The organism is Leifsonia sp. LS1 (genome assembly GCF_020521355.1).
In the GTDB taxonomy this organism is placed as follows: domain Bacteria; phylum Actinomycetota; class Actinomycetes; order Actinomycetales; family Microbacteriaceae; genus Leifsonia.
This window is the reverse complement of the sequence record NZ_BPER01000005.1, coordinates 1-22,119: the sequence shown is the minus strand read 5'-3', so window position 1 is coordinate 22,119 and position 22,119 is coordinate 1. Positions and strand designations below refer to the sequence as shown.

At 70.9% G+C, this 22,119-nt stretch carries 22 protein-coding genes and 1 tRNA gene; 9 read left to right on the top strand and 14 right to left on the bottom strand.

The genetic code is table 11. The features are described 5' to 3' along the window. The first annotated feature begins 31 nt into the window (after positions 1–31). Together arfB and LLS1_RS10290 are read left to right on the top strand one after the other, a co-directional pair. The gene (gene arfB, locus LLS1_RS10295; RefSeq protein ID WP_226655277.1) at positions 32–469 is read left to right on the top strand and encodes an alternative ribosome rescue aminoacyl-tRNA hydrolase ArfB; all 438 of its coding nucleotides are present in this window, start codon (positions 32–34) and stop codon (positions 467–469) included. A 38-nt stretch (positions 470–507) separates the two neighbouring features. Beyond that, positions 508–1,068, top strand: coding sequence for a dihydrofolate reductase family protein (locus LLS1_RS10290; protein ID WP_226655276.1), 561 nt, complete (start codon positions 508–510; stop codon positions 1,066–1,068). A gap of 100 nt (positions 1,069–1,168) precedes the next feature. Here LLS1_RS10290 and LLS1_RS10285 read toward each other — a convergent pair whose 3' ends face one another. The 6 genes from LLS1_RS10285 to LLS1_RS10260 form a co-directional block, all read right to left on the bottom strand. Continuing rightward, entirely contained in the window at positions 1,169–1,654 is a 486-nt protein-coding gene (locus tag LLS1_RS10285) for a MarR family winged helix-turn-helix transcriptional regulator (RefSeq protein WP_226655275.1), read from the bottom strand. After that, a complete protein-coding gene (locus LLS1_RS10280; protein WP_226655273.1) occupies positions 1,651–2,409 on the bottom strand; it encodes an SDR family NAD(P)-dependent oxidoreductase in 759 nt (252 codons plus the stop codon). Before LLS1_RS10280 ends, LLS1_RS10285 begins: the two co-directional genes overlap by 4 nt. A gap of 206 nt (positions 2,410–2,615) precedes the next feature. Then, a tRNA-Arg gene (locus LLS1_RS10275) sits at positions 2,616–2,687 on the bottom strand. 41 nt (positions 2,688–2,728) lie between these two features. Next, complete coding sequence (locus LLS1_RS10270; protein ID WP_223357654.1) at positions 2,729–3,226, bottom strand: HNH endonuclease; 498 nt, start codon at positions 3,224–3,226, stop codon at positions 2,729–2,731. A 392-nt stretch (positions 3,227–3,618) separates the two neighbouring features. Next, positions 3,619–4,560, bottom strand: a complete 942-nt coding sequence (locus LLS1_RS10265; RefSeq protein ID WP_226655271.1) for a C40 family peptidase — start codon at positions 4,558–4,560, stop codon at positions 3,619–3,621. Between the two features lie 221 nt (positions 4,561–4,781). Beyond that, positions 4,782–5,480 (bottom strand): metal-dependent transcriptional regulator, encoded by a 699-nt coding sequence (locus tag LLS1_RS10260; RefSeq protein ID WP_226655269.1) that lies wholly within the window; start codon positions 5,478–5,480, stop codon positions 4,782–4,784. Positions 5,481–5,610: 130 nt separating this feature from the next. Between LLS1_RS10260 and serC the strand changes: the two genes are divergently transcribed. Together serC and LLS1_RS10250 are read left to right on the top strand one after the other, a co-directional pair. Further along, the gene (gene serC / locus LLS1_RS10255) at positions 5,611–6,726 is read left to right on the top strand and encodes a phosphoserine transaminase (protein ID WP_226655267.1); all 1,116 of its coding nucleotides are present in this window, start codon (positions 5,611–5,613) and stop codon (positions 6,724–6,726) included. Between the two features lie 8 nt (positions 6,727–6,734). Continuing rightward, entirely contained in the window at positions 6,735–6,959 is a 225-nt protein-coding gene (locus tag LLS1_RS10250) for a DUF2530 domain-containing protein (RefSeq protein WP_223357658.1), read from the top strand. A 107-nt stretch (positions 6,960–7,066) separates the two neighbouring features. On the opposite strand, the gene LLS1_RS10245 is transcribed toward LLS1_RS10250, so the two are convergent. Beyond that, positions 7,067–7,864, bottom strand: a complete 798-nt coding sequence (locus LLS1_RS10245) for a DUF3027 domain-containing protein (RefSeq protein ID WP_226655266.1) — start codon at positions 7,862–7,864, stop codon at positions 7,067–7,069. Then, positions 7,857–8,237, bottom strand: coding sequence for a cold-shock protein (locus tag LLS1_RS10240; RefSeq protein WP_223357660.1), 381 nt, complete (start codon positions 8,235–8,237; stop codon positions 7,857–7,859). Before LLS1_RS10240 ends, LLS1_RS10245 begins: the two co-directional genes overlap by 8 nt. A 56-nt stretch (positions 8,238–8,293) precedes the next feature. On the opposite strand from LLS1_RS10240, the gene LLS1_RS10235 reads away from it, so the two are divergent. The 3 genes from LLS1_RS10235 to LLS1_RS10225 all read left to right on the top strand — a co-directional run bounded on the left by LLS1_RS10235 (position 8,294) and on the right by LLS1_RS10225 (position 12,230). Then, the gene (locus LLS1_RS10235) at positions 8,294–8,590 is read left to right on the top strand and encodes a hypothetical protein (RefSeq protein ID WP_226655264.1); all 297 of its coding nucleotides are present in this window, start codon (positions 8,294–8,296) and stop codon (positions 8,588–8,590) included. A 22-nt stretch (positions 8,591–8,612) separates the two neighbouring features. Then, a complete protein-coding gene (locus LLS1_RS10230; RefSeq protein ID WP_226655262.1) occupies positions 8,613–10,508 on the top strand; it encodes a helicase-associated domain-containing protein in 1,896 nt (631 codons plus the stop codon). Positions 10,509–10,586: 78 nt separating this feature from the next. Beyond that, positions 10,587–12,230 carry a DNA repair helicase XPB gene (locus LLS1_RS10225; protein ID WP_223357663.1) on the top strand — a complete coding sequence of 548 codons (1,644 nt, stop codon included), beginning with the start codon at positions 10,587–10,589 and terminating at the stop codon, positions 12,228–12,230. A 100-nt stretch (positions 12,231–12,330) separates the two neighbouring features. Here LLS1_RS10225 and LLS1_RS10220 read toward each other — a convergent pair whose 3' ends face one another. Genes LLS1_RS10220 through LLS1_RS10210 form a run of 3 tightly spaced genes read right to left on the bottom strand, consistent with a single transcriptional unit; the run spans position 12,331 to position 15,191 of the window. After that, a complete protein-coding gene (locus LLS1_RS10220) occupies positions 12,331–13,083 on the bottom strand; it encodes a pyrimidine reductase family protein (RefSeq protein WP_226655260.1) in 753 nt (250 codons plus the stop codon). Continuing rightward, positions 13,076–13,987 carry a dihydropteroate synthase gene (gene folP, locus LLS1_RS10215; protein ID WP_226655259.1) on the bottom strand — a complete coding sequence of 304 codons (912 nt, stop codon included), beginning with the start codon at positions 13,985–13,987 and terminating at the stop codon, positions 13,076–13,078. Before folP ends, LLS1_RS10220 begins: the two co-directional genes overlap by 8 nt. Next, complete coding sequence (locus LLS1_RS10210) at positions 13,974–15,191, bottom strand: NAD(P)/FAD-dependent oxidoreductase (protein ID WP_226655257.1); 1,218 nt, start codon at positions 15,189–15,191, stop codon at positions 13,974–13,976. Before LLS1_RS10210 ends, folP begins: the two co-directional genes overlap by 14 nt. A 116-nt stretch (positions 15,192–15,307) precedes the next feature. Between LLS1_RS10210 and LLS1_RS10205 the strand changes: the two genes are divergently transcribed. Both LLS1_RS10205 and LLS1_RS10200 read left to right on the top strand, forming a co-directional pair. Further along, positions 15,308–16,000, top strand: coding sequence for a response regulator transcription factor (locus LLS1_RS10205; RefSeq protein WP_018191755.1), 693 nt, complete (start codon positions 15,308–15,310; stop codon positions 15,998–16,000). 69 nt (positions 16,001–16,069) lie between these two features. Then, positions 16,070–17,794 (top strand): cell wall metabolism sensor histidine kinase WalK, encoded by a 1,725-nt coding sequence (locus LLS1_RS10200; protein ID WP_223357667.1) that lies wholly within the window; start codon positions 16,070–16,072, stop codon positions 17,792–17,794. Positions 17,795–17,954: 160 nt separating this feature from the next. On the opposite strand, the gene LLS1_RS10195 is transcribed toward LLS1_RS10200, so the two are convergent. The 3 genes from LLS1_RS10195 to groL all read right to left on the bottom strand — a co-directional run bounded on the left by LLS1_RS10195 (position 17,955) and on the right by groL (position 21,941). After that, the gene (locus LLS1_RS10195) at positions 17,955–19,052 is read right to left on the bottom strand and encodes a hypothetical protein (RefSeq protein ID WP_226655255.1); all 1,098 of its coding nucleotides are present in this window, start codon (positions 19,050–19,052) and stop codon (positions 17,955–17,957) included. A 3-nt stretch (positions 19,053–19,055) separates the two neighbouring features. Beyond that, positions 19,056–20,138 (bottom strand): hypothetical protein, encoded by a 1,083-nt coding sequence (locus LLS1_RS10190; protein WP_226655253.1) that lies wholly within the window; start codon positions 20,136–20,138, stop codon positions 19,056–19,058. 183 nt (positions 20,139–20,321) lie between these two features. Beyond that, positions 20,322–21,941 (bottom strand): chaperonin GroEL, encoded by a 1,620-nt coding sequence (gene groL / locus LLS1_RS10185; RefSeq protein ID WP_223357670.1) that lies wholly within the window; start codon positions 21,939–21,941, stop codon positions 20,322–20,324. Between the last annotated feature and the right edge of the window lie 178 nt (positions 21,942–22,119).

Below are 22,119 nucleotides of genomic sequence, written 5' to 3'. Positions count from 1 at the left end.
CGCGCCGCCGAGCCAGGAGGATGATGGACCCGTGCCCCCTCCCCACCGCCCTGGCCTCCGGGTCGACGCCGGACTCACCATCCCCGAGTCCGAGCTCACCTGGCGCTTCTCGCGCTCCTCCGGCCCCGGCGGCCAGGGCGTGAACACCGCCGACTCCCGCGCGGAGCTGGTGTGGGACGTCGCCGCATCCGCAGCGTTGTCGCCGACCCAGCGTGACCGCCTCCTCGACCGCCTCTCCGGCCGACTGGTGGACGGGGTTCTGACCATCGCGGCCTCCGAGCACCGCGCCCAGCTGCGCAACCGGGAGGCCGCGCGCCTCCGCCTGGCCGCCCTGGTCGCGGACGCCCTCCGCCCGCCTGCCCCCACGCGCCGCCCCACGAAGCCGACCCGCGGCGCCCGCGAGCGCCGCCTCGACGCCAAGAAGCGCCGGACGGACGTCAAACGCCTGCGCCGCCCGCCACAGGACTGACCGCCACCCACTGGCGGCCTACCCTCGAGGAAGAGACCATGCGACCCCTTCGCTACGCCATCAACGTCACCCTCGACGGCTGCGTCCACCACGAGGCCGGCCTCCCGCCCGACGAGGACTCGATGCGGTTCTGGACCACCGAGCTGCACCGCGCCGACGCCCTCCTCTTCGGCCGCACGACCTACGAGATGATGCAATCCGCCTGGCGCCGGCCCCCGTCCGGATCCTGGCCCGAGTGGATGGCCGACTGGCAGCGTCCGTTCGCCGAGACCATCGACACGGCCCCGAAGCACGTCGTGTCGAGCACCCTGGACGAGGTCGACTGGAACGCCGACCTGCTGCGCGGCGACCTGCGGACCGCGGTCGAGCGACTCAAGGAGGAGGCGGGCAGCGGACTGTTCGTGGGCGGCGTGACCCTCCCCCGCGCCCTGGCCGATATGAGACTGATCGACGAGTACGTGTTCGTGGTCCAGCCGATGGTGGCGGGCCACGGGCCGACGTTGCTCGCGGGGCTGCGGGAGACGGTGCGGCTGGAGGTCGTGGAGCGGCGGGTGTTCGGGTCGGGCGTGGAGGTGGTGCGGTGTCGGGCGGACGAGTAGGCGAGCGTGGGGAGGTCGGGCATCCGCACGTCTTCCTCAGACCCTGTTCTCGATCAGCGCCCGCTGTCGATCAGCGCCCGCTCTCGGTCAGTGCCCGTTCTCAGCGCCCCTGCTCCGGTGAGGACCGGCCGAAGTCGTGGGCCTGTACCTGGGCGATGGCGCGTTCCAGCACTTGGATCGCGGCGTCGATGGCGGCGGGGTCGATTCCGGCGAGTGCGACACCGCGGACCACGGCGAACGGGTCCGGTAGTCCGTCCAGCAGCCCGCGTCCGGACGGGGTGAGGGTGAGCTCGCGTTGTCTCTGGTCCGCCGGGGAGATCGTCTGCTCGACGAAGCCTTTGCGCACCAGGGTCGACACGATGCCGCTGAGCGCCGCGCGCTCGGCATCGATGATGGGGCCGAGGTCGCGTTGCGCGGTCGGTCCGGCGTGGGCGAGGTGGCGGAGGACCAGCCACTGGGTCGAGCCGATGCCATGTGCTTTCAGGAGCGTCTCGACGGCCAGTCGGTTCGCGTAGTAGTAGCGTTTCGCCCAGGTGCCGAGGGAGTCCTTCTCGGCGGTCGTCGCGTTCACCGGTTCCTCTGTCACCACGGGATGCTCTGGTTCTCCCAGCGGGTGAACGTGCCGCTCGGTCCATCCGGGCCGAGCAGGCAGACGCGCACCACCTCGCGGGACCCGTCCTCCACCGATTCGGTGCCCGCGAATGCGTTCAGGTTCGTGGCGGTGTATGCGGGCGACACCAGGTTCACCTTGATGTCGGTGTCCTCGAGCTCGACCATGATCGCCAGTGTGATGGCGTTCTCCGCCGCCTTCGACGCCGGATACACGGGGCCGAACATCGAGTGGTACGGGTAGCTCGGGTCGGCGTTCGCGGTGAGGGACCCCACACCGCTCGACACGTTGACGATCCGTGCATCCGACGACCTGCGCAGCAGCGGGAGCATCGCTTGGTAGACCGCGAGCGTGCCGAAGACGTTCGTCTCCCACACCGTGCGGATCTCGTCCAGCGACGCCGTGCTGGCCTTGTTCGCCGCCGCGTACCCTTCGAGGAAGTCCCCGTCAGGCCGGACCGCGCGCGAGATGCCCGCATTGTTGACGAGCAGATCGAGCCGACCGAACTCGCCCTCGATACGCTCCCGGGCCGCACGAATCGAGGCACTGTCCGTGATGTCGATCTGAATCGGGATGGCACCCTCACCGATCTCCTGAGCGGCAGCAGCCCCCTTGGCCGCGTCACGCGAGCCCAGGAGAACCGTCACCCCATTGGCCACGAGCTCCTTCGCCACCTGGAACCCGACACCCTGATTCGCCCCCGTGATCAGAGCAATGCGCGTGAATGTCATGACTCATCCTTTCGTTCGGTACCGAACTAGTTTCGCGCGGTGCCGGACCAAGCGCAAGGGTTGAGGCGAGATGGGTGGAGGGCAGCGGTCACGGCGATCGTGAAAGAGATGCGGGCCGGGCTCCCGGCACGGCTAAGGCACGCTCCCGGCGCAGTGAATGAATCGGCGTCGGCGACGATCGCCGCCGAGGGTAATTGGCCAGTCGGTGCCCCTGGAGGGACTCGAACCCCCAACCTTCTCCTTAGGACGGAGCAGCTCTTCCATTGAGCTACAGAGGCCAGCCCATCGAGTCTAGCGAAAGCGACGCGAGGAGCAGGAATCACGCCGCGGGGGCGAGGTAGTCCTCCCAGTCGGGTTGGGAGATCTCGGTGCCGCGGACCATCCACGAGGCGTCGTGGGGGGCGCGGGGGGTGACGGCGAGGGTCCAGCCCATTTCGGCGGGGGTGCGGTCGCCTTTGAGGTTGTTGCAGCGGAGGCAGCAGGCGACGAGGTTCTCCCAGCTGTCGCGGCCGCCGCGGGAGCGGGGCTGCACGTGGTCGATGGTCGTGGCGGACTTGCCGCAGTAGCCGCAGCGGTGGAGGTCGCGGCGGAGGACGCCGCGGCGGCTGACGGGGACGGCGCGGCCGCGTGGGAGGCGCACGTAGCGGGTGAGGAGGATGACGGAGGGGCGCTCGAAGCTGCCCGAGATGGTCCAGACGGGGTGGTCGGGGTCGATGGAGAGCACGGTGGCCTTGTGATTCATCACGAGGACGAGGGCGCGCTTGAACGAGACGACCGCGAGGGGTTCGTAGCCGGCGTTGAGGACCAGAGTCTTCATCTGCGACCTTCCGGGAGGGCGAGAGGGGTGGGGGTGGACGCTGCAGGGCAAACAAAAAGGGCACTGTCCGTGCGGACAGCGCCCAATGAAGGAACGACAGGGTGGTGGTGACGCACCACGTGATGGTGGAGGCAGGGCTCCACATGGTGGCGGCAGGCGAAGAAGTCGCGGCGGCGCTCCACCGCGGGAAGGCCGCGCTCGGCCCGTCGGGTCGCCCTCAGCGACCTGACTCCGGGCGGAACAGCAACCGGATGACGCGGCATCAGGGGATCAGAGTAGCGCAGAAACGGCGCACCTCCTATTCGAGGCGCGCCGTTTCACAGCCGGGCCGGCCAGAGTTCACCCTCCGGTAAGAAGGGCGTTCACCCGCCGGCCAGAAAACTGAAACCCGATCAGATCCCGAGACGGACGATGTAGAAGTCGCTCGTCCAGATGGGACGCACCGAGATGGAACGGCCGACCTCGGGGGCGTCCATGATGTTGCCATTGCCGGCGTAGAAGCCGTCGTGGCCGGACATGATGACGAGGTCGCCGGGCTGAGCGTCCTCGATGGAGATCCGCTTGCCGGCGGCCGCCTGGCCCGACACGGAGTGCGGGAGGGAGACACCGAACTGGGCGTAGACGAACTGCACGTAGCCGGAGCAGTCGAAGCCGGCCGGGGAGGCGCCGCCGAAGACGTAGGGGGTGCCGATGTACTGCTGCGCGACCGAGAAGACGGAGGCGAGGCTGAAGTTGGGGTAGGGCGGGTTGGCCAGGAAGTCGGAGACCGACGGGCCGGAGTAGCTGTTCGCGTAGTTCGTCAGCGTGACGGCGGCCCGCTGACGGGCGGCCTCGGCAGCGGCGGCGGCCTTCTGCGAAGCGAGCTGCTCCTCCGTGGTGGCGGAGGCGGCGTCGCGGGCGACGGCGGCGGAGGCGACGGTGGTGCCGACCTCGACGGTCTGCGCCTGCGCCTTCTTCATGCTGTCCGCGGCGCTCGTGCCGAACGCGGACGTCTCGGCGTTGTCCGGGTTGAAGGCGAACGCGGGGATGGACATGGTGGCGATGATGCCGGTGGCCACGGTCATGACCGCGACATTGATGGCCCAGCCGCCCTTGCGCTTCGCGGCCGGCTTCTTCGCGGCGGCCGTGGAGCCGGTGGCAGTGGACGCGGTCTTCGCCGGAGCGGCGGTGCGCGCGGCGACCGACGGCTTCGGGGCGGCCTTCGCGGTGCGCTCGGCGGCGGTGCGCTCAGCGCGGAGAGAGCGGCGGGAGACGAGAGCAGAGTCGGCGGGGGTCTGTGTGGCGTCGGTGCTCGTGCGGTCCTGGTCAGGACCGGGCGTACTCGAGTGTGCCAAGTGCAACCTCCAGCGCTCCGGCAGCACTAGGGAGCTGCCCCCGCCCGATGCGTATTGGCTTCGGCTTCACGAACCGGGAGACGGGTTCAGGGGGTGTGGAGCGTCCCGGTTCGGGTTCTGATGGGCCGGCTTGTGGCCCGTTCGAACTCGTAAGAGACTACGGGACGTACTCCCGTTTGTCACATCATTTCGAGACTTTTTTAACGAACCGGTAACGGAATTCAGGCGTCGACGAAGATGTGGGCGGCGAGCTCATTGGGCAGCTCCAGCCCCGTCTCGAAGCCGTCGATCTGTACGGCTACGTAGGAGCCGGCGGGAGAGAAAGTGCCGGTCGAGCCCGGAAAAACACCCGCCTGCTTGAGCTGCAGCAGCAGCTCCGGGTCCACCTGCGCGGGCTCGCCGAGTCGGCGGATCCTGGCAGTCACCCCGGAATCGGAGCCGCGGACGACGTCGACGAGGTTGACCAGGCTCTGCGTGGCGGCGGCGTCGACGGCGCCCTGGTCACCCAGGTCGCCGAGGCCCGGGATGGGGTTGCCGTACGGCGACTCCGTGGGGTGACCGAGCATGGTGAGCAGCTTGCGCTCCACCTGCTCGCTCATCACGTGCTCCCAGCGGCAGGCCTCCTCGTGCACGTACTCCCATTCGAGCTCGATCACGTCGCTGAGCAGGCGCTCGGCCAGGCGGTGCTTGCGCATGACGTTGACGGCCTTGCGGCGGCCCTCGTCGGTGAGTTCCAGGTGACGGTCGCCCGAGACGACGACGAGGCCGTCGCGCTCCATGCGGCCGACGGTCTGCGAGACAGTGGGGCCGGAGTGGCCGAGGCGCTCCGAGATGCGCGCGCGCAGGGGGATGATGTTGTCCTCTTCGAGCTCCAGGATGGTGCGAAGATACATCTCCGTCGTGTCGATCAGATCGGTCATGAACCCCTCCACTTGCAGGCACGCGAATGTCGGGGTAGAGCCTACTTGCTGCCGACGACAGAAACGTGCAGGCGCGTCCGGGCGGTCCCGGCGGCCATCAGGTGGTTACAACAGCCCATACACTTCTGTTATGCCGGATGTGACGATTCCCACTGATCTGCTGCCCGCCGACGGACGATTCGGCTGCGGCCCGTCCAAGGTCCGCCCGGAGCAGCTGGCGTACCTCGCCGGCCCGGGCGCCGCGCTGCTCGGCACCTCCCACCGGCAGGCGCCGGTGAAGAACCTCGTCGGCCGCGTGCGCGACGGTCTGGCCGACCTGTTCCGGATCCCCGAGGGCTACGAGGTCGTCATCGGCAACGGAGGCTCCACCGCCTTCTGGGACGCCGCGGCGTTCTCCCTCATCGAGACCCGGAGCCAGAACCTCGTCTTCGGCGAGTTCGGCGGCAAGTTCGCCAAGGCGGCGAAGACTCCGTGGCTCCAGGCCCCGCACGTCATCGAAGCCCCCGCCGGCTCGCGCAGCACCGCGGAGCCGATCGAGGGCGTCGACGTCTACGCCTGGCCGCACAACGAGACCTCCACCGGCGTCATGGCCCCGGTGCGCCGCGTGACCGGCGACGCGGGCGCGCTCACCGTGATCGACGCGACCAGCGCCGCGGGCGGCGTCGACATCGACGCGTCGCAGGCGGACGTCTACTACTTCGCGCCGCAGAAGAACTTCGCGTCGGACGGCGGCCTGTGGCTCGCCCTCTTCTCCCCCGCCGCGATCGAGCGGGTCGAGCGCATCGCGGCCACCGACCGCTACATCCCCGAGTTCCTCTCGATCAAGAACGCGATCGACAACTCGCGCCTCAACCAGACGCTCAACACCCCGGCCGTCGCCACGCTGGCGCTGCTCGACAACCAGATCGAGTGGATGAACGGCAACGGCGGTCTCGCCTGGGCCGACGCCCGCACGCGCGAGTCGTCCGATGCGCTGTACGCGTGGGCGGAGGGCGTGGACTACGCCACCCCGTTCGTCGCCGACCCGGAGCACCGCTCGCAGGTCGTCGTCACGATCGACTTCGACGACCGCATCGACGCCGCCGCGGTGGCCAAGACGCTCCGTGCGAACGGCGTCGTCGACACCGAGCCCTACCGCAAGCTCGGCCGCAACCAGCTGCGCATCGCCACGTTCACGGCCATCGAGCCCTCCGACGTGCGCGCGCTCATCGGCTGCGTCGAGTACGTGGTGGAGCGGCTGGGCTGACGACCGCCATGCGGCTCTGGCTCCGCGACGACGAACGACGGCCCGACCCGGTCCCCGTGAAGACGGACGACCGGCGGGCCGTTCTCGTCGGCCTCGCGCTCTGGGTGCTGGCGCTCGTCGTCGTGCTCATCGCCGGCCCGGGCGGCGTCTGGACCTGGACGGTCGTCGTCGGGCTGGCTCTCGGGGTCCTCGGGATGGTGTACCTCACGGTCACCCGGCGCAAACGGGGCTGACCGGCGCGTCGACCCGGGTACGCCGACCCGCACGCGACAGGTGCGCCCGGCCGGCGCAGGATCCGTGGACGGACCCTGCGCGCGGACGGACCTGCGCCGAGGCGGCGCTACTGCTGCTCGGTCGACTCCGGCCCGGCTTCTGCGGGCTCCGGCTCCTCGAGCGCGGCGGCCTCCTCGGCCGGGAGGTCGAGATCGGCGTCGACGTCGGTGACCTCGTCGAAGGCGGGATCGAGCGCGTCGACGACCGCGGCGTCGTCGTCCGACTCGGCGTCGTCGTCCGACTCGGCGTCGTCGTCCGACTCGGCGTCGTCGCCGTCCGACTCGGCGTCGTCGTCCGACTCGGCGTCGTCGCCGTGGAGGCTGTCGATGTCGACCCCGTCGAGGTCATCGTCGCCGTGGAGGTCGTGGACGTCGTGATCGTCGTCCTCGTCCTCGTCATCGTCCGACTCGTCGTCCTCCGCGTCCTCGTCGTCGTAGTCGTCCGCGTCGTCCTCGTCCGACTCGTCGTCGGTCTCATCGTCCTCGTCGGAGTCGTCCTCGTCCGAGTCGTTCTCCGCTGCGGCTTCGGCCTCGGCGGCGGCGATGGCCTCCTGGGCGGCCTGGTAGTCGGCGAGACGCTCCGACCACGGCACCCAGTCGGGCGCGAGCAGCGCGCCCTCGGCGGGCATCAGCTCGGCCTCGAGCACCGTGGGGGCGGCGTCCTCGTCGGCGCGGCCGATCGTGACCGTCCAGCGCCAGCCGGGGTAGCCGGCGAGCTTGGCCTCGAAGAGCAGGGAGACGACGGCCTCCCCCTCGACGATGTGGCCCGCGGCGGCGCCGATCGTCGCCTCGGGGGTGATCTCCGCGAGGGCGCGGCGGGCGAGCGGCTCGGCCGCGAGCAGGTCCTCGATGCCGGTGTCAGGCATCCAGGTCGTCCGCAACACGGCGCAGCACGGCAGCGATCTTGGCGCCGTGCTGCTTGTCGGGGTACTTGCCGCGACGCAGGTTCGCGCCGATGCCGTCGAGGAGCTTCACGAGGTCCTCGACGATGATCGCCATGTCGTCGGCCGACTTGCGCTTCATCTTCACGAGGCTCGGCGGCGTCTCGAGGACGCGCACCGACAGCGCCTGCGCACCGCGCTTGCCGTCGGCGATGCCGAACTCGAGCCGCGATCCCGCCTTGACGACGGCGCCGGCGGGCAGCGCGGACGCGTGCAGGAAGACCTCCTGACCGTCGTCGGCGCTGATGAAGCCGAAGCCTTTCTCATCGTCGTAGAACTTGACCTTGCCGGTTGGCATGGGAACCTCACTTCACATGGGGGATCGAATGACCAACCTCAATTATCCTTGATTTCGTGACCCAGCAGACCCCGGCGCCCGCATCGCGCGTGCAGCGCATCCTCTCGTACATCATCGCGGCGCTCGTGATCGTCTCCCTGGTCTGCATCGCAGCCATCCTGATCGGCACCGCGGTGGGCGGTTTCGCCCAGCAGGGATCGGGCGAGGGGCTGTGGCCGGCGGTGTTCGTCTTCCCGCTGATCGCCCTGCCGATCGCGTTCGTGCTGATCATCGCGCTGATCATCGTGGTGGGCCGCCAGCGCAGCAAGGCGGCGAAGGCCGCGAAGGACCTGGACCCCAAGGCCCGGCGCTAGCGAGCGACAGCGGACCGGCGCGATGACGACGACGCTCGCACTGGCGGCGCGTCTGCGCGCGCTCCCGGACGACGAACTCGTCGCCGCCCTGCACCGCCGGAGTGTGCGGCGCTCGGGCATCTCCGACTTCTTCGATCTCGCCGAGGCGCTCCTCGACGGCGAGTCGGTACAGCGGGCGCTGGTCGCACTCGACCGCACCCGACTCGCCACGCTGATCGCGCTCGGGCGCGCCGCCGGTCCGCTGGAGGTGCGGGAGGTGGCCGTCGCGCTCGACCGGGAGCCCGCGACCGCCGGCGCGACCGAGCAGCAGGCCGCAGCCGCGCTGGACGCGCTGAGCGGCCTCCTGCTGGCGCACCCGGCCGACAGCGACCCGGAAGACGCCGACCCCGCAGACGGCCGCACGCCCCGCTACGGGGCGTACGACGCCGTCTCCGCCCGCCTGATCGCCTGGCCCGACGCCGGCCTCCCCTCCCCCGACGAGCTCCTGCGCACCGCTCCCCCGCCCGCGCTGGCGCCCGTGCCGGACACGGAGCGGAGGTTCACCGACCGCCTCGCCGCCGACCGCGCGTTCGAGGCCGTCGTCGCCGTCTCGGAGCTGCTCGCCGAGCTGGGGAGGGAGGGCGCCCGCGAGCTGCAGCGCGGCGGCCTCGCGCTCCCCGCCGTCAAAAGGCTCTCCGAAGCCCTCGCCGTGGATGCGGACGCCGTCCCGACCGTGCTGTCGGTCGCCTCCCGCGCCGGTCTCGTCGCGGTGGAGGCCGGGCAGTGGCTCCCGGCGGAGCCGGCCGCCGCGTGGCTCCACGCCTCCACGCCGGACCGCTGGCGCGCACTGGCCGGCGCCTGGCTGGGGGCGCTGCCCGACGATCTGCGCGCGCTCGTCGCCGACCGCAGCCGCGCGGAGTGGGGCGACAGCCTCCGCGAGCACGTCGGCTGGCTCTACCCGGCCGCGGCCGACGAGGCGCGGGCACGGGTCGACGCCCACCTGCGCGACGCCGAGTGGCTGGGCATCACGGCCCACGGCGCGCCCTCCGGCCCCGGCACCGTGCTCGTCGAGGCGGGGCCGGAGGCGTCGGCCGACGCGCTCGCCCCCGCCTTCCCCGCCGAGGTGCGTCAGGTCTATCTGCAGCACGACCTCACGATGATCTCGCCGGGTCCCCTCGCGCCCGACCTGGAGGCACGGCTGCGCACGATGGCCGATCTGGAGAGCCGGGCGCTGGCCTCCACGTTCCGCTTCTCCCCCGCCTCGGTCGACCGCGCGATCACCGCGGGCGAGACCGCCGCCACGATCCGGGAGTTCCTCTCCGGCATCTCGCTCACCGGCCTCCCCCAGCCGCTCGACTATCTGATCACCGATGTGACCGAGCGCCACGGCCGCGTGCGGGTGCGCACCGTCGACGAGGGGGAGGCGAGCACGGCGGTGCACTCTGCCGACACCACCCTCCTGCGCACGATCGAGGTCGACCAGTCCCTGAGCTCCCTGCGGCTCACGCCCGCGCGGGCCGACGTGCTGCACAGCCGCTTCCCACGCGATGTCGTCTTCTGGGCGCTGTCGGACGCCCGCTACCCCGTGGTCGCGGAGGATGAGAACGGGGAGCCCGTCACTCTGCGCCGCCAGCGCTACGCCCACCCGCAGACCGCCCCGAACCGCGACCAGGACCGCGAACTCGTCGAGCGGCTGCGCGCGGTCGACGCCGCCGTCACGGACGACACGGCCGAGCAGTGGCTCGCCCGTCAGCTCGACCAGGCGGTGCGCGCCCGGCAGCCGGTGGTCGTCGAGGTCGCGATGCCCGACGGCAGTGTGGTCGACCTCGTGCTGGAGCCGACCGGGGTCGGTGGCGGGCGGCTCCGCGGGCGGGACCGCTCCGCGGACATCGAGCGGACGCTGCCGCTGTCGAGCGTGAAGGCCGTCCGGCCGCTCTGAGACGCACGCCCGGCGCGGACGGGCGCGGAGGAGGCCGCTTCGCCGAGTATTCACCCGCGCGGCGTAGACTCAGCCGTTATGTCCGATGGCCCCCTGATCGTCCAGAGCGACCGAACCGTCCTGCTCGAAGTCGCCCATCCCGCCGCCGAGGACGCCCGCCACGACCTCGCCGTCTTCGCCGAGTTGGAGCGCGCACCCGAGCACATCCACACGTACCGGATCACCCGTCTCGGCCTGTGGAACGCGCGGGCGGCCGGTCACACCGCCGACGACATGCTGGCGACGCTGGAGCGCTACTCCAAGTTCCCCATCCCGCAGACGGTGTCGGTGGACGTCGCCGAGACGGTGGCGCGCTACGGCCGCCTGGTGATCGAGCGCGACGACGAGGGCGAGCTCGTGCTGCGCTCGGCGGATCTCGCGGTGCTGACGGAGGTCGCGAGCGCCAAGCGGATCGCCCCGCTGCTCCTGGAGCGCCGCGACGACACCACGTTCGCCGTGCAGGCGTGGGCGCGCGGGCAGCTCAAGCAGGAGCTGGTCAAGCTCGGCTGGCCCGCCGAGGACCTCGCCGGCTACACCCCCGGCACTCCGCACGACATCGGGCTGCGCGAGGACGGCTGGGCCCTGCGCGACTACCAGCGCAAGGCCGTCAGCAACTTCTTCGACGGAGGCTCGGGAGTCGTCGTGCTGCCCTGCGGCGCCGGCAAGACACTCGTCGGCGCGGGCGCGATGGCGACCTCGCAGACCACCACGCTCATCCTCGTGACCAACACCGTCTCGGCGCGGCAGTGGCGCGACGAGCTGCTCAAGCGCACCACGCTCACCGCCGACGAGATCGGCGAGTACTCGGGCCAGGTCAAGGAGGTCAAGCCGGTCACCATCGCGACGTACCAGATCCTCACGGCCAAGCGGAAGGGCGAGTACGCGCACCTGGCGCTGCTCGACGCGCTCGACTGGGGGCTCGTGGTCTACGACGAGGTGCACCTGCTGCCGGCGCCGGTCTTCAAGCTGACCGCGGAACTGCAGGCCCGCCGCCGCCTCGGCCTCACCGCGACCCTGGTGCGCGAAGACGGTCGCGAGGGCGACGTCTTCAGTCTCATCGGCCCCAAGCGCTTCGACGCGCCGTGGAAGGAGATCGAGGCGCAGGGCTTCATCTCCCCCGCGGCCTGCTACGAGGTGCGCATCGACCTCCCCGCCTCCGAACGCCTCAGCTACGCGGCGGCCGCGGACGACGAGCGCTACCGCCTCGCGGCGACCGCCCCGGCCAAGCTGGACGTCGTGCGTCAGCTGGTCGACCGGCACGCCGGCGAGCGCATCCTCGTGATCGGCCAGTACCTCGACCAGATCGACGAACTGGCGGAGACGCTGGGCGCGCCACAGCTCACGGGCGCGACGCCGGTGGACGAGCGCGAACGGCTGTACCAGGAGTTCCGCGACGGCCGCACACCGGTGCTCGTCGTGAGCAAGGTCGCGAACTTCTCGGTCGACCTCCCCGAGGCGACGGTCGCCATCCAGGTCTCCGGCTCTTACGGCTCCCGGCAGGAGGAGGCGCAGCGCCTCGGCCGCTTGCTGCGCCCCAAGGAGTCCGGCCTGTCGGCGAACTTCTACACCCTCGTCTCGCGGGACACCGTCGACCAGGACTTCGCGCAGAACCGGCAGCGGTTCCTCGCCGAGCAGGGGTATTCGTACACGATCCTGGACGCGCACACGCTGCAGGCGGCGTAGGTCCGGAGTTCCGACGCGACGCGCCGCTCAGTTCGCCGTTGTTCCGGTGATCTGCGCGGAGTCGAGCCACATTGCCGGAGTTGCTGGAGGGCCGCCGGGCTCAGGGTCGGACATAGCGCAGCAGCAGGGTGCCGTCCGCGTGCAGCACGTGCGCCAGCCCCAGCTCCAGCGGGACGTCCGGGGTCGCGCCCGCGGCGATGCGGGAGGCGGTGCCGGCGACGAGCAGCGGGCTGACGGTGAGGCAGAGCTCGTCGACGACCCCGGCGGCGATCAGGTCGGCGAAGAGGTGCGGACCTCCCTCGCAGTGGATGCGCGCGAGACCGCGATCGGCGAGCGCGGCGACCATCGCGGCGGGGTCGACCCTGTCGACGCCGCAGACGAGCACGTCGGCGACAGCGGCGAGCGCCTCCCGCTGCCGCTGCGGGGCGGCCTCGGTGGTGACGACGAGGGGACGGACGGGCGCATCGGTGAAGACGGCGCTGCCCGGGTCGAGGTCGAGGTGCGCCGAGACGATCGCGAAGACGGGGTGGGCGGCGAGGCCGGCGCCCTCCCGCGCGCGCTGCGCGGCCCGGTCGACCCGCATCGCGCCGTAGCCCTCGGCCCGCACCGTCCCGGCGCCGACGACCACCACATCGCAGAGCCGGCGCAGCAGGTCGAAGACGCGGTGGTCGGCATCGCCGCCGAGTCCTGCCGAGAGTCCCTGCACGGTGGCGGCGCCGTCGAGGCTGCTCACGAAGTTGACCCGCACCCACGGCGCGCGCCGGGGGTCGTCGTAGAGCGCGGTGAGGTCCGCGTCGGTCAGGGCGTCGGCCGCGGGGAGGGGGTGCAGGCGTCCGATGGCGGGGTCACTCATTCACGTCTCCCATGTTGTGGCGCAGGTGGGCGGGGGCGCGCAGCCCGAGGATCGCCTCGGTCATGCGCGCAGCGGCGACGGAGGCGTGCACGTCGTGCATGCGGATGATGCGGGCGCCGTTCACGATCGACACGACGGCGGCGGCCAGCGACCCTTCGAGCCGCTCGCCGCGGGGCGCGTCCAGGGTCTCCCCGATGAAGTCCTTGTTCGAGACGGCGGCCAGGGTGGGGTAGCCGAGGTCGGCGATCTCGGACAGCCGGCGGGTGAGCTCGAGCGAGTGGAGCGTGTTCTTGTTGAGGTCGTGGCCGGGATCGACGATGATCCGCTCCTCCGGCACACCGGCCTCCCGTGCGCGCTCGACCCGGTCGAGGAGGAAATCGGCCACCTCGGTCACGACGTCGCCGTAGTGCGGACGCGGGTAGACGGTGCGCGGCTCGGCGAGGCTGTGGGTGATCACCAGGGTGGCTTCGCTGTCGGCGACGACGCGGGCGAGGTCGGGGTCGCTCAGTCCGGTCGTGTCGTTGATCACCGTGGCGCCGGCCGCGAGGGAGGCGCGCGCGACCCGGGAGTGGAAGGTGTCGACCGAGATCACCACGTCCGAGCCCCGGCGGAGCAGCTCGACGACGGGCACGACGCGCTCGATCTCGTCCTCCACCGGCACCGGCTCGCCGGGGGCGAACGGAGCACCGCCGATGTCGACCCAGTCCGCTCCGCGGGCTACGGCCTCGAAGCACGCGTCGACGGCCGCTTCCAGCGCGTAGGTGCGCCCCTGGTCGAAGAAGGAGTCCGGGGTGCGGTTCACGACGGCCATGACGGCGACCTGCCGCGAGAAGTCGAAGGTGCGCGCGCCGATGGTGCGGACGGGTATGCGGAGCGGGGGCAGGTAGGTCTCAGAGCGCGGCAAGGTCCACGCTCTCGTCCGTCAGGCGGGCGGGGTCGAGGCGGTCGCCGCTGCGGATGAGCCGCTGGATGTCGTCCTGCACGTCCCAGACGTTGACGTTCATCCCGGCCACCACGCGGTCGCCGCGCAGCCAGAACGCGACGAACTCGCGCGCGTCCACGTCTCCGCGGTAGACGACGCGGGCGTCCGCCATGAGGGGCGCGTATCCCGAGAACTCCATGCCCAGATCGTATTGGTCGGAGTAGAAGTACGGGATGTCGTCGTAGCTCGCGGACTCCCCCAGGATGCTGCGCGCGGCGACCGTCCCCCCGGCGATCGCGTTGGCCCAGTGCTCGTTGCGCAGATGGCGGCCGATCGCCGGCAGGTAGGGGTTCGCGACATCGCCGACGGCATAGACGTCCTCCGCGGAGGTGCGCATCCCCTTGTCGGTGAGGATGCCGTTCTCGATCGTGAGGCCGGAGCGCTCGCCCACGAGCACGTCCGGGGCCGCGCCGACCCCGGCGACGACGAGGTCGGCCGGGATGCGCTCGCCCGAGGCGAGCACCACCGCGTGGGCGGGGCCCCCGTCGACGGCGGCCACCGCGCCGGTCACGAACCGCACCCCGTTGTCGCGGTGGAGCTGCTCGAAGACGCGCCCCAGCTCGGACCCGATCGCGCCGGACAGCGGCACCTCCTGACGGCCGACCACGGTCACATCGTTGCCGTAGCCGCGCGCGGCGGCGGCGACCTCCATGCCGATCCAGCCCGAGCCCACGATCACCACCCGTCGGTGACCGACCTCCAGGGCCGCGTAGAGACGCTGGCTGTCCTCGATCGTGCGCAGGCGCAGCACGTCGCCGCGTCCGCTGCCGGGCACGTCCACGGGGCGCGGCCGGGCGCCGGTCGCGAGCACCAGGCTGTCGTAGGTGAGCCGGCCGCCGCCCGCCACGAACAGCTCGTGCGCACCGGGATCGAACGACCCGGCCTCCGTTCCGGGCAGGAACTCGACGTCGTGCTCGGGATACCACTCCCCCGGCTTGACGTACGCGTCGCCGAGGTCGCCCTCCCCCTTCAGGTAGTCCTTGGACAGCGGCGGGCGGAGGTACGGATGGTGCTCCTCCGCCCCGAGCAGCAGGATGCGGCCGGCGAAGCCGCGCTCGCGCAGCTCGACCGCGGTCGTGGCGCCCGCGAGACCGGCCCCGGCGATGACGACGGTGTGATTGGACATGGCAGCCTCCTCCACCACAGCATCCACGGATCGTACGGCCTCCGCCAGCCCCCCGCGTAGGTTGCGCCCCGGCCGCTCACAGGCAGGACACAGCTGCCGCGCAGATACTAGGCACCATGAACGCCGGACCTCGCATTCTCATCGTCGACGACGAGCCGAACATCCGCGATCTGCTGACCACCAGCCTCCGCTTCGCCGGCTTCGCCGTGCGTGCGGTCGGCAACGGGGCACAGGCGATCTCCGCGGTCCTCGAAGAGGAGCCAGACCTCATCATCCTCGACGTCATGCTGCCCGACATGAACGGCTTCGGCGTCACCAAGCGCCTCCGCGGCGCCGGCTACACCGCGCCCATCCTCTTCCTCACCGCGAAGGACGACACCGAGGACAAGATCACCGGCCTCACGGTCGGCGGCGACGACTACGTCACCAAGCCGTTCAGCCTCGACGAGATCGTCGCGCGTATCAAGGCCATCCTCCGCCGCACCATGCAGGCCGATGAGGACGCGGTCATCCGCGCGGGCGAGCTGACCATGGACCAGGACACCCACGAGGTCTTCGTCGGCGACACCCCGATCGAGCTCAGCCCGACCGAGTTCAAGCTGCTGCGCTACCTGATGCTCAACCCGAACCGCGTGCTCTCGAAGGCGCAGATCCTCGACCACGTCTGGGAGTACGACTTCAACGGCGATGCGGGGATCGTGGAGTCGTACATCTCGTACCTGCGCCGCAAGGTGGACGCGCACTCGAGCGAGCCGCTCATCCAGACCAAGCGCGGCTTCGGCTACATGCTCAAGGCCGCCAAGGCGTGACTCCTCCCGTGCTGCGCCCAGCGTACGCACCGGAGGAGCCCAGCACGCACCGCATAGACTGACGGCCTCATGCACTCTCGCCTGCTCGACCGCTGGAACGCGATCTCCCTGCGCACCAAGATCACGGGTGTCACCGTGCTCATGCTGACGCTGGGGCTGCTCGTGACGGGCATCGGCACCATGTCGATGCTCAAGCCGGTGCTGCTCGATCAGCTGGATGCGCAGCTCTCGGCCGCGTCGGGGGCGTCGTACCTCAACACCTACCTCTACGGCACCTCGTCCGACAGCGAGAAGATCGCCTCCGACGCCAGCCCGTCGGACTACTTCGCGGCGCTGTACGACGCCGACGGGAACCTGGTCAAGACCAACTGGACCAACATCCCGTACTCGCACCGGCCCGCGGTGCCCGACACCCTGAGCGTCGCCGACGGCAAGAAGCTGCCCGCGGGAGGCTACCCGCTGCAGAGCAACGACGGGCACACGACGTACCGCGCCCTGGCGCAGACGGTGACGCTGACGAATCCGCCGGGCGCCCTCGGCACGGCCATCGTCGCGACGACGACCACGCAGATCGACACGGTGATGGCGAGCTTCCTCGCGATCTTCCTCGGCTTCGGCGTCATCGTCATCATCGTCGGCGCCGGCCTGACCCGGATGCTCGTGACCACCACGTTCCAGCCGCTGCGGGAGGTGGAGCAGACCGCCGCGCGCATCGCCGACGGCGACTTCAGCCAGCGCCTCGGCGGGGCGACGCCGAACACCGAGGTCGGGCGGCTCAACCGCTCCCTCAACACGATGCTGAACCGGATCGACCGCGCGTTCAGCGACCGTGCGCGCACGATCGACCAGATGCGGCGCTTCGTCGGCGACGCCTCGCACGAGCTGCGCACGCCGCTGGTGTCGGTACGCGGCTACGCCGAGCTGTACCGGATGGGCGCCCTCCAGACCCCGGAGGACGTCGCCCAGGCCATGGACCGCATCGAGAAGGAGGCGATCCGCATGGGCATCCTCGTGGAGGACCTCCTCGAGCTCGCCCGCCTCGACGAGACCAAGCCCCTCGACCTGCACCCCGTCGATCTCACGCGCATCGCGCAGGACGCCGCCATGGACGCGATGGCCGGGGCACCCGGCCGCACCGTGACCGTGCTCACCCCGGACCCGGTGCCCGCGGCTGCGGCGCCGGCCGACCCCGACGAGCCGACGCTCGACACCGTCCCGATGCCGCTCTCCGAGCTGCCGACCACCACACCGGCGGACAGGCCCACCAACGCGACCGGCCCCATCGCGTTCGCCGGCTCCGCGCTGGCCCGCCTGCGCCGCAGCCGCCCGCGCCGCGGCACCGAGCCCGTGACCATCGTGACGGCCGAGAAGGTCGTCCTGACGAACCCGGCCCCCGCCGAGCCCGCCATCGTGCTCGCGGAGGAGAACAAGCTGCGCCAGGTCGTCACCAACCTGATGGGCAACGCCCTCCGCTACACGCCGGAGGACAGCCCGATCGAGATCGCCGTGCAGATCGACCACCGCACCGAGCGGGCGTCGCTCGAGGTGCGCGACCACGGCGAGGGCATCCCGCCGCAGATCCGCGAGAAGATCTTCCAGCGCTTCTGGCGCGCCGACACCTCGCGCGCCCGCGAGACCGGCGGCAGCGGCCTGGGCCTCGCCATCGTGTCCTCCATCGTCGCCGCGCACAACGGCTCCGTGGAGGTCGTGGAGACCGAGGGCGGCGGCGCGACCTTCCGCGTATCCCTGCCGCTCGCTGCGTCGCCCGCGGCGCCCAAGCCGCTCACGGCGTAGGCCCCGCGGCTGCGCTGCCCTTCGGGTCGATTGCGTCGCGCCCGCTGCCCTTCGGGACGACCGCGGCGCGGCGCCGTGCCGCGGTCGTCCCGAAGGGCAGCGGTCGGGACGTGCGGCGCAGCGTGAGCCGCGGCTCGACCCGCGTGTCGGGGAGACGCGGTCAGAGCTTCCCGGCCGCCCACTGCACCATCGCGAGGGCGCGCGACGGGTCGGTGTCGGTCGAGTGGAACTCGATCCATCGACCGCCGACGACGGCGTCGACGGAGGCGAACGGGGTGCCCTCGACCTCGCCGTTCCAGACGAGCGCCGGATACTCCTCGCCCTTCACCGTGATCGTCTCGCTGTGTGCGCTCGCATCCAGGGCGAGCACGGCCGCGCGCAGCCTGTCGTAGACGCCGGGGGCAGCGGGCAGCACCGAGAGGCTGCCGAGGTAGCCGCTGCCGGCCGCGGTGCCGCCGCCGCTGCCGCCATCTCCGCCATCTCCGCCGCCTCCTCGCCCGAACGCGCAGAGCGTCGTGCCGCCCATCCGCAGCACGGCGGAATCCACCCGGAACGTCGCGTCAACGTCCATCGGAGTGACCGCGGGCAGGTCGTACGTTGTCTGCATCTGCGCGCGCAGATCGTCGGCGGAACAGTCGAGCGGCGCACCGGTCGCCGCGGCCGGAGCGGACGACTCCTCCGCCGTGACGGTCGGCAGCATCCGCTGCACGGCGTCATGGAAACCCGCCTCGGTGAGCCCCGCGACCGCGGCCGCCCGAAGGTCGACCGCGAGCCACGCACCGCCGACTAGGACGTTGGTGCGGCACCACACGGTCGGCGTCAGCGCGCAGTCGCCGCCCAGGGAGACCCCGCCCTCGTAATCGGCGCCGGGCGTGGCGACATCGGGATGCTCGGCGGCGAGCTGTCCCCACGCGTCCGCAGCGTGCGGGAGCACCACGACCGTCAGCGTGTCCTTCCCGTGCGCCCACCCGCAGGAGGAGCCTCCCACCGCCGGCAGTGCGAGTGGGCCTGCAGCGGCGACGGAGGTGGTGATCCCGGCGACGTCGGTGACCGGCTTCGCGTCGGCGCCGAGGAACGCGGTGAGATCCGCATCGTCGACGACAGCCGGGCAGTCGAGCGCGAACGCGGCGGCCGGGGTGGGCGTCGGCGTGCGGGAGGCGGAGGCTCCCGGATCGGGGATGCCGAGGAGCGAGCACCCGCTGAGGACGAGAGCGACAACGAGGGCGCTGATGGCGGCCGTGCCGACGCGGAGGGACATGGACTACTTCCGCACCCAGTCGCTCGCAAGAAGGGCTTTCGCGAGGTCGACCGTCTTCGCCGAGTCATCGGTCTCATACGTCACGACCTCGACCCACCTCCCCTCGTCGAGCACGTCGACGATGGTGCGCTCCGAGTCCTCCGTCGGCTCGAACAGGCCCGATGCGGACCCGGGGAGCGACGAGACGTCCACATCCTTCGCGCCCGGGTGATCGACTCCCGAGCGGTAGGCGGCGATCAGGGCGGGGGTCGCGTGATCGAGCACGGTCACTTCGCTCTGGATGCGCGATCCACCTCCGTCGTCGTCGAACCGGCAGGACGTCGCGTAGCCGGCGCGCTGCAACCCGATCCCGAAGGCGAACGCATCGTCCTTGTCGCCGCGCTGCACGCCGTCGCCGAAGGACCTGCGCACCGACGAGAGGAGGGCCTCGTCGTCGCAATCACGGGGATGCGCGGAGAGCACCGTCGGCCGGGGAAGAGCGCGATAGCGCGTCACGATCTGCTGGACGAAATCGTGGAAGCCGGATTCGCGGACAGCCGTCCCACCGCCCCTGGCGGCCACGCGCAGCCAGGCGCCCTCGACGAGGAGGTCGGTGAAGCAGAACGAGCCCTCGCACGCACCGCCGCGGGAGGCGGCGCCGTCATAGGCGCTCCCCGCACTCGGTTTGTGCTGCTCGACCAGCTCGTTCCAGGCGCTCTCGAGCCCCGGAGCGAGCTGGACAGACACGGAGGGCGACCCGAAGTCTCCCGTCAGCTCCATGAGCCCGTTCTGGCCCCACCCGCAGACGGCGCCATTGGCGGTGAGCGCCGCCCAGGACGCTGAGTTGAAAACGCCTCCCGACTGAAGATGCTCGAACGTCTGAGGTTCGCCCGTGCCGCCCACGAGAGCGGTCACCTCGCTCGGGTCGACGAGCGCGGAGCAGGCGGGCGCCGGGGTCGTCAGCGCCATCGGCGTCGATGTGCCGGTCGGACGCGCGGTGGCCGACGGCGTCGACTCCCCCTTCGCACCGGGAGTGCATCCCGTCAGTGCGAGTGCGGCCGCAGCGACGACCGCTGCCGCGGCCAGGAGCGCTGGTGTTCTGCGCATCGATCCCCGCCCATTCCCCGAGCGGCATATGGCTGGACCACCCGATGTCAGAAGACTATCGAGCAGTCGAGCGGTCCCGCTCGCACCTGGCGTAACGGTGTCGCATCGAAACGCGAAGAGGGCGCCTCCCGTGCGGGAGACGCCCTCTTCGTCAGCGACGAGATGGACTCGAGGCGGTGGGACTCAGAAGTCCATGCCGCCGGTCGGGTCGCCGACCGGAGCCGGGTTCTTCTCGGGCTTGTCGGCGACGACGGCCTCGGTGGTGAGGAAAAGGCCGGCGATCGACGCGGCGTTCTGCAGCGCCGAGCGGGTCACCTTCACCGGGTCGTTGATGCCGGAGGCCAGCATGTCGACGTACTCGCCGGACGCGGCGTTGAGGCCGTGGCCGACGGGGAGGTTGCGGACCTTCTCGACGACGACGCCGGCCTCGAGGCCCGCGTTGATCGCGATCTGCTTCAGGGGCGCCTCGATGGCGACCTTGACGATGTTGGCACCGGTGGCCTCGTCACCGACGAGCTCCAGCTTCTCGAAGGCGAGCTTGCCGGCCTGGATGAGGGCGACGCCACCACCGGCGACGATGCCCTCCTCGACGGCGGCCTTCGCGTTGCGGACGGCGTCCTCGATGCGGTGCTTGCGCTCCTTGAGCTCGACCTCGGTGGCCGCGCCCGCCTTGATGACGGCCACGCCGCCGGCGAGCTTCGCGAGGCGCTCCTGGAGCTTCTCGCGGTCGTAGTCGCTGTCGGTGGCGTCGATCTCGTTGCGGATCTGAGCCACGCGGCCGGCGATCTGCTCCGGGTCGCCCGCACCCTCGACGATGGTGGTCTCGTCCTTGGTGATGACGACCTTGCGGGCCTGGCCGAGCAGGTCGAGGGTGACGTTCTCGAGCTTGAGGCCGACCTCCTCGGAGATGACCTGGCCGCCGGTGAGGATCGCGATGTCCTGCAGCATGGCCTTGCGGCGGTCGCCGAAGCCCGGGGCCTTGACGGCGACGGACTTGAAGATGCCGCGGATCTTGTTGACGATGAGGGTCGCGAGCGCCTCGCCGTCGACGTCCTCCGCGATGATGAGGAGCTGCTTGTTGGCCTGGATGACCTTGTCGACGATCGGGAGCAGGTCCTTGATCGAGGAGATCTTCTGGTTGGCGATGAGGATGTACGGGTCCTCGAAGACCGCCTCCTGGCGGTCCTGGTCGGTCACGAAGTACTGCGACAGGAAGCCCTTGTCGAAGCGCATGCCCTCGGTCAGCTCGAGCTCGGTGCCGAAGGTGTTCGACTCCTCGACGGTGACGACGCCCTCCTTGCCGACCTTGTCGATCGCCTCGGCGATGATCTCGCCGATGGTGCTGTCGCCGGCCGAGATGGACGCGGTGGCGGCGATCTCCTCCTTGGACTCGACCTCCTTGGCGCTGGTGATGAGCTCCTCGGTCACCGCGGCGACGGCCTTCTCGATGCCGCGCTTGAGGGTGATCGGGTCGGCGCCGGCCGCGACGTTGCGCAGGCCTTCCTTGACGAGCGCCTGGGCGAGCACGGTCGCGGTGGTGGTTCCGTCGCCGGCGACGTCGTCGGTCTTCTTGGCGACCTCCTTGACGAGCTCCGCGCCGATCTTCTCGTACGGGTCGTCGAGCTCGATCTCCTTGGCGATGGACACGCCATCGTTGGTGATCGTCGGGGCGCCCCACTTCTTCTCGAGGACGACGTTGCGACCACGCGGGCCGAGGGTCACCTTGACCGTGTCGGCCAGGATGTTCAGGCCGCGCTCGAGGCCGCGGCGGGCGTCCTCGTCGAAAGCAATGATCTTTGCCATGTGTTTCTCGTCCCTCCCGGACGTCTGCGAAAGATTCCGTCTGTTAGCACTCGATCAGATGGAGTGCTAAAGCGATTCTGGCACTCGCGGCGGTCGAGTGCAAGACGAGGGAGGGAGGCCGTGACGCCGGCCGTCGGCGGAGACGAGTGTGCGCGGGGCGCCGATGCCCCGCGCACAC

What these genes read in the sequence shown, in the direction of transcription:
- LLS1_RS10190 (WP_226655253.1), bottom strand. Translation starts at nt 20,138, where the DNA reads ATGCGCAGAACACCAGCGCTCCTGGCCGCGGCAGCGGTCGTCGCTGCG.
- LLS1_RS10195 (WP_226655255.1), bottom strand. Translation starts at nt 19,052, where the DNA reads ATGTCCCTCCGCGTCGGCACGGCCGCCATCAGCGCCCTCGTTGTCGCT.
- LLS1_RS10250 (WP_223357658.1), top strand. Translation starts at nt 6,735, where the DNA reads ATGCGGCTCTGGCTCCGCGACGACGAACGACGGCCCGACCCGGTCCCC.
- LLS1_RS10280 (WP_226655273.1), bottom strand. Translation starts at nt 2,409, where the DNA reads ATGACATTCACGCGCATTGCTCTGATCACGGGGGCGAATCAGGGTGTC.
- LLS1_RS10290 (WP_226655276.1), top strand. Translation starts at nt 508, where the DNA reads ATGCGACCCCTTCGCTACGCCATCAACGTCACCCTCGACGGCTGCGTC.
- serC (WP_226655267.1), top strand. Translation starts at nt 5,611, where the DNA reads ATGCCGGATGTGACGATTCCCACTGATCTGCTGCCCGCCGACGGACGA.
- LLS1_RS10270 (WP_223357654.1), bottom strand. Translation starts at nt 3,226, where the DNA reads ATGAAGACTCTGGTCCTCAACGCCGGCTACGAACCCCTCGCGGTCGTC.
- groL (WP_223357670.1), bottom strand. Translation starts at nt 21,941, where the DNA reads ATGGCAAAGATCATTGCTTTCGACGAGGACGCCCGCCGCGGCCTCGAG.
- LLS1_RS10240 (WP_223357660.1), bottom strand. Translation starts at nt 8,237, where the DNA reads ATGCCAACCGGCAAGGTCAAGTTCTACGACGATGAGAAAGGCTTCGGC.
- LLS1_RS10260 (WP_226655269.1), bottom strand. Translation starts at nt 5,480, where the DNA reads ATGACCGATCTGATCGACACGACGGAGATGTATCTTCGCACCATCCTG.
- LLS1_RS10225 (WP_223357663.1), top strand. Translation starts at nt 10,587, where the DNA reads ATGTCCGATGGCCCCCTGATCGTCCAGAGCGACCGAACCGTCCTGCTC.
- LLS1_RS10205 (WP_018191755.1), top strand. Translation starts at nt 15,308, where the DNA reads ATGAACGCCGGACCTCGCATTCTCATCGTCGACGACGAGCCGAACATC.
- LLS1_RS10245 (WP_226655266.1), bottom strand. Translation starts at nt 7,864, where the DNA reads ATGCCTGACACCGGCATCGAGGACCTGCTCGCGGCCGAGCCGCTCGCC.
- LLS1_RS10230 (WP_226655262.1), top strand. Translation starts at nt 8,613, where the DNA reads ATGACGACGACGCTCGCACTGGCGGCGCGTCTGCGCGCGCTCCCGGAC.
- LLS1_RS10220 (WP_226655260.1), bottom strand. Translation starts at nt 13,083, where the DNA reads ATGAGTGACCCCGCCATCGGACGCCTGCACCCCCTCCCCGCGGCCGAC.
- LLS1_RS10200 (WP_223357667.1), top strand. Translation starts at nt 16,070, where the DNA reads ATGCACTCTCGCCTGCTCGACCGCTGGAACGCGATCTCCCTGCGCACC.
- LLS1_RS10210 (WP_226655257.1), bottom strand. Translation starts at nt 15,191, where the DNA reads ATGTCCAATCACACCGTCGTCATCGCCGGGGCCGGTCTCGCGGGCGCC.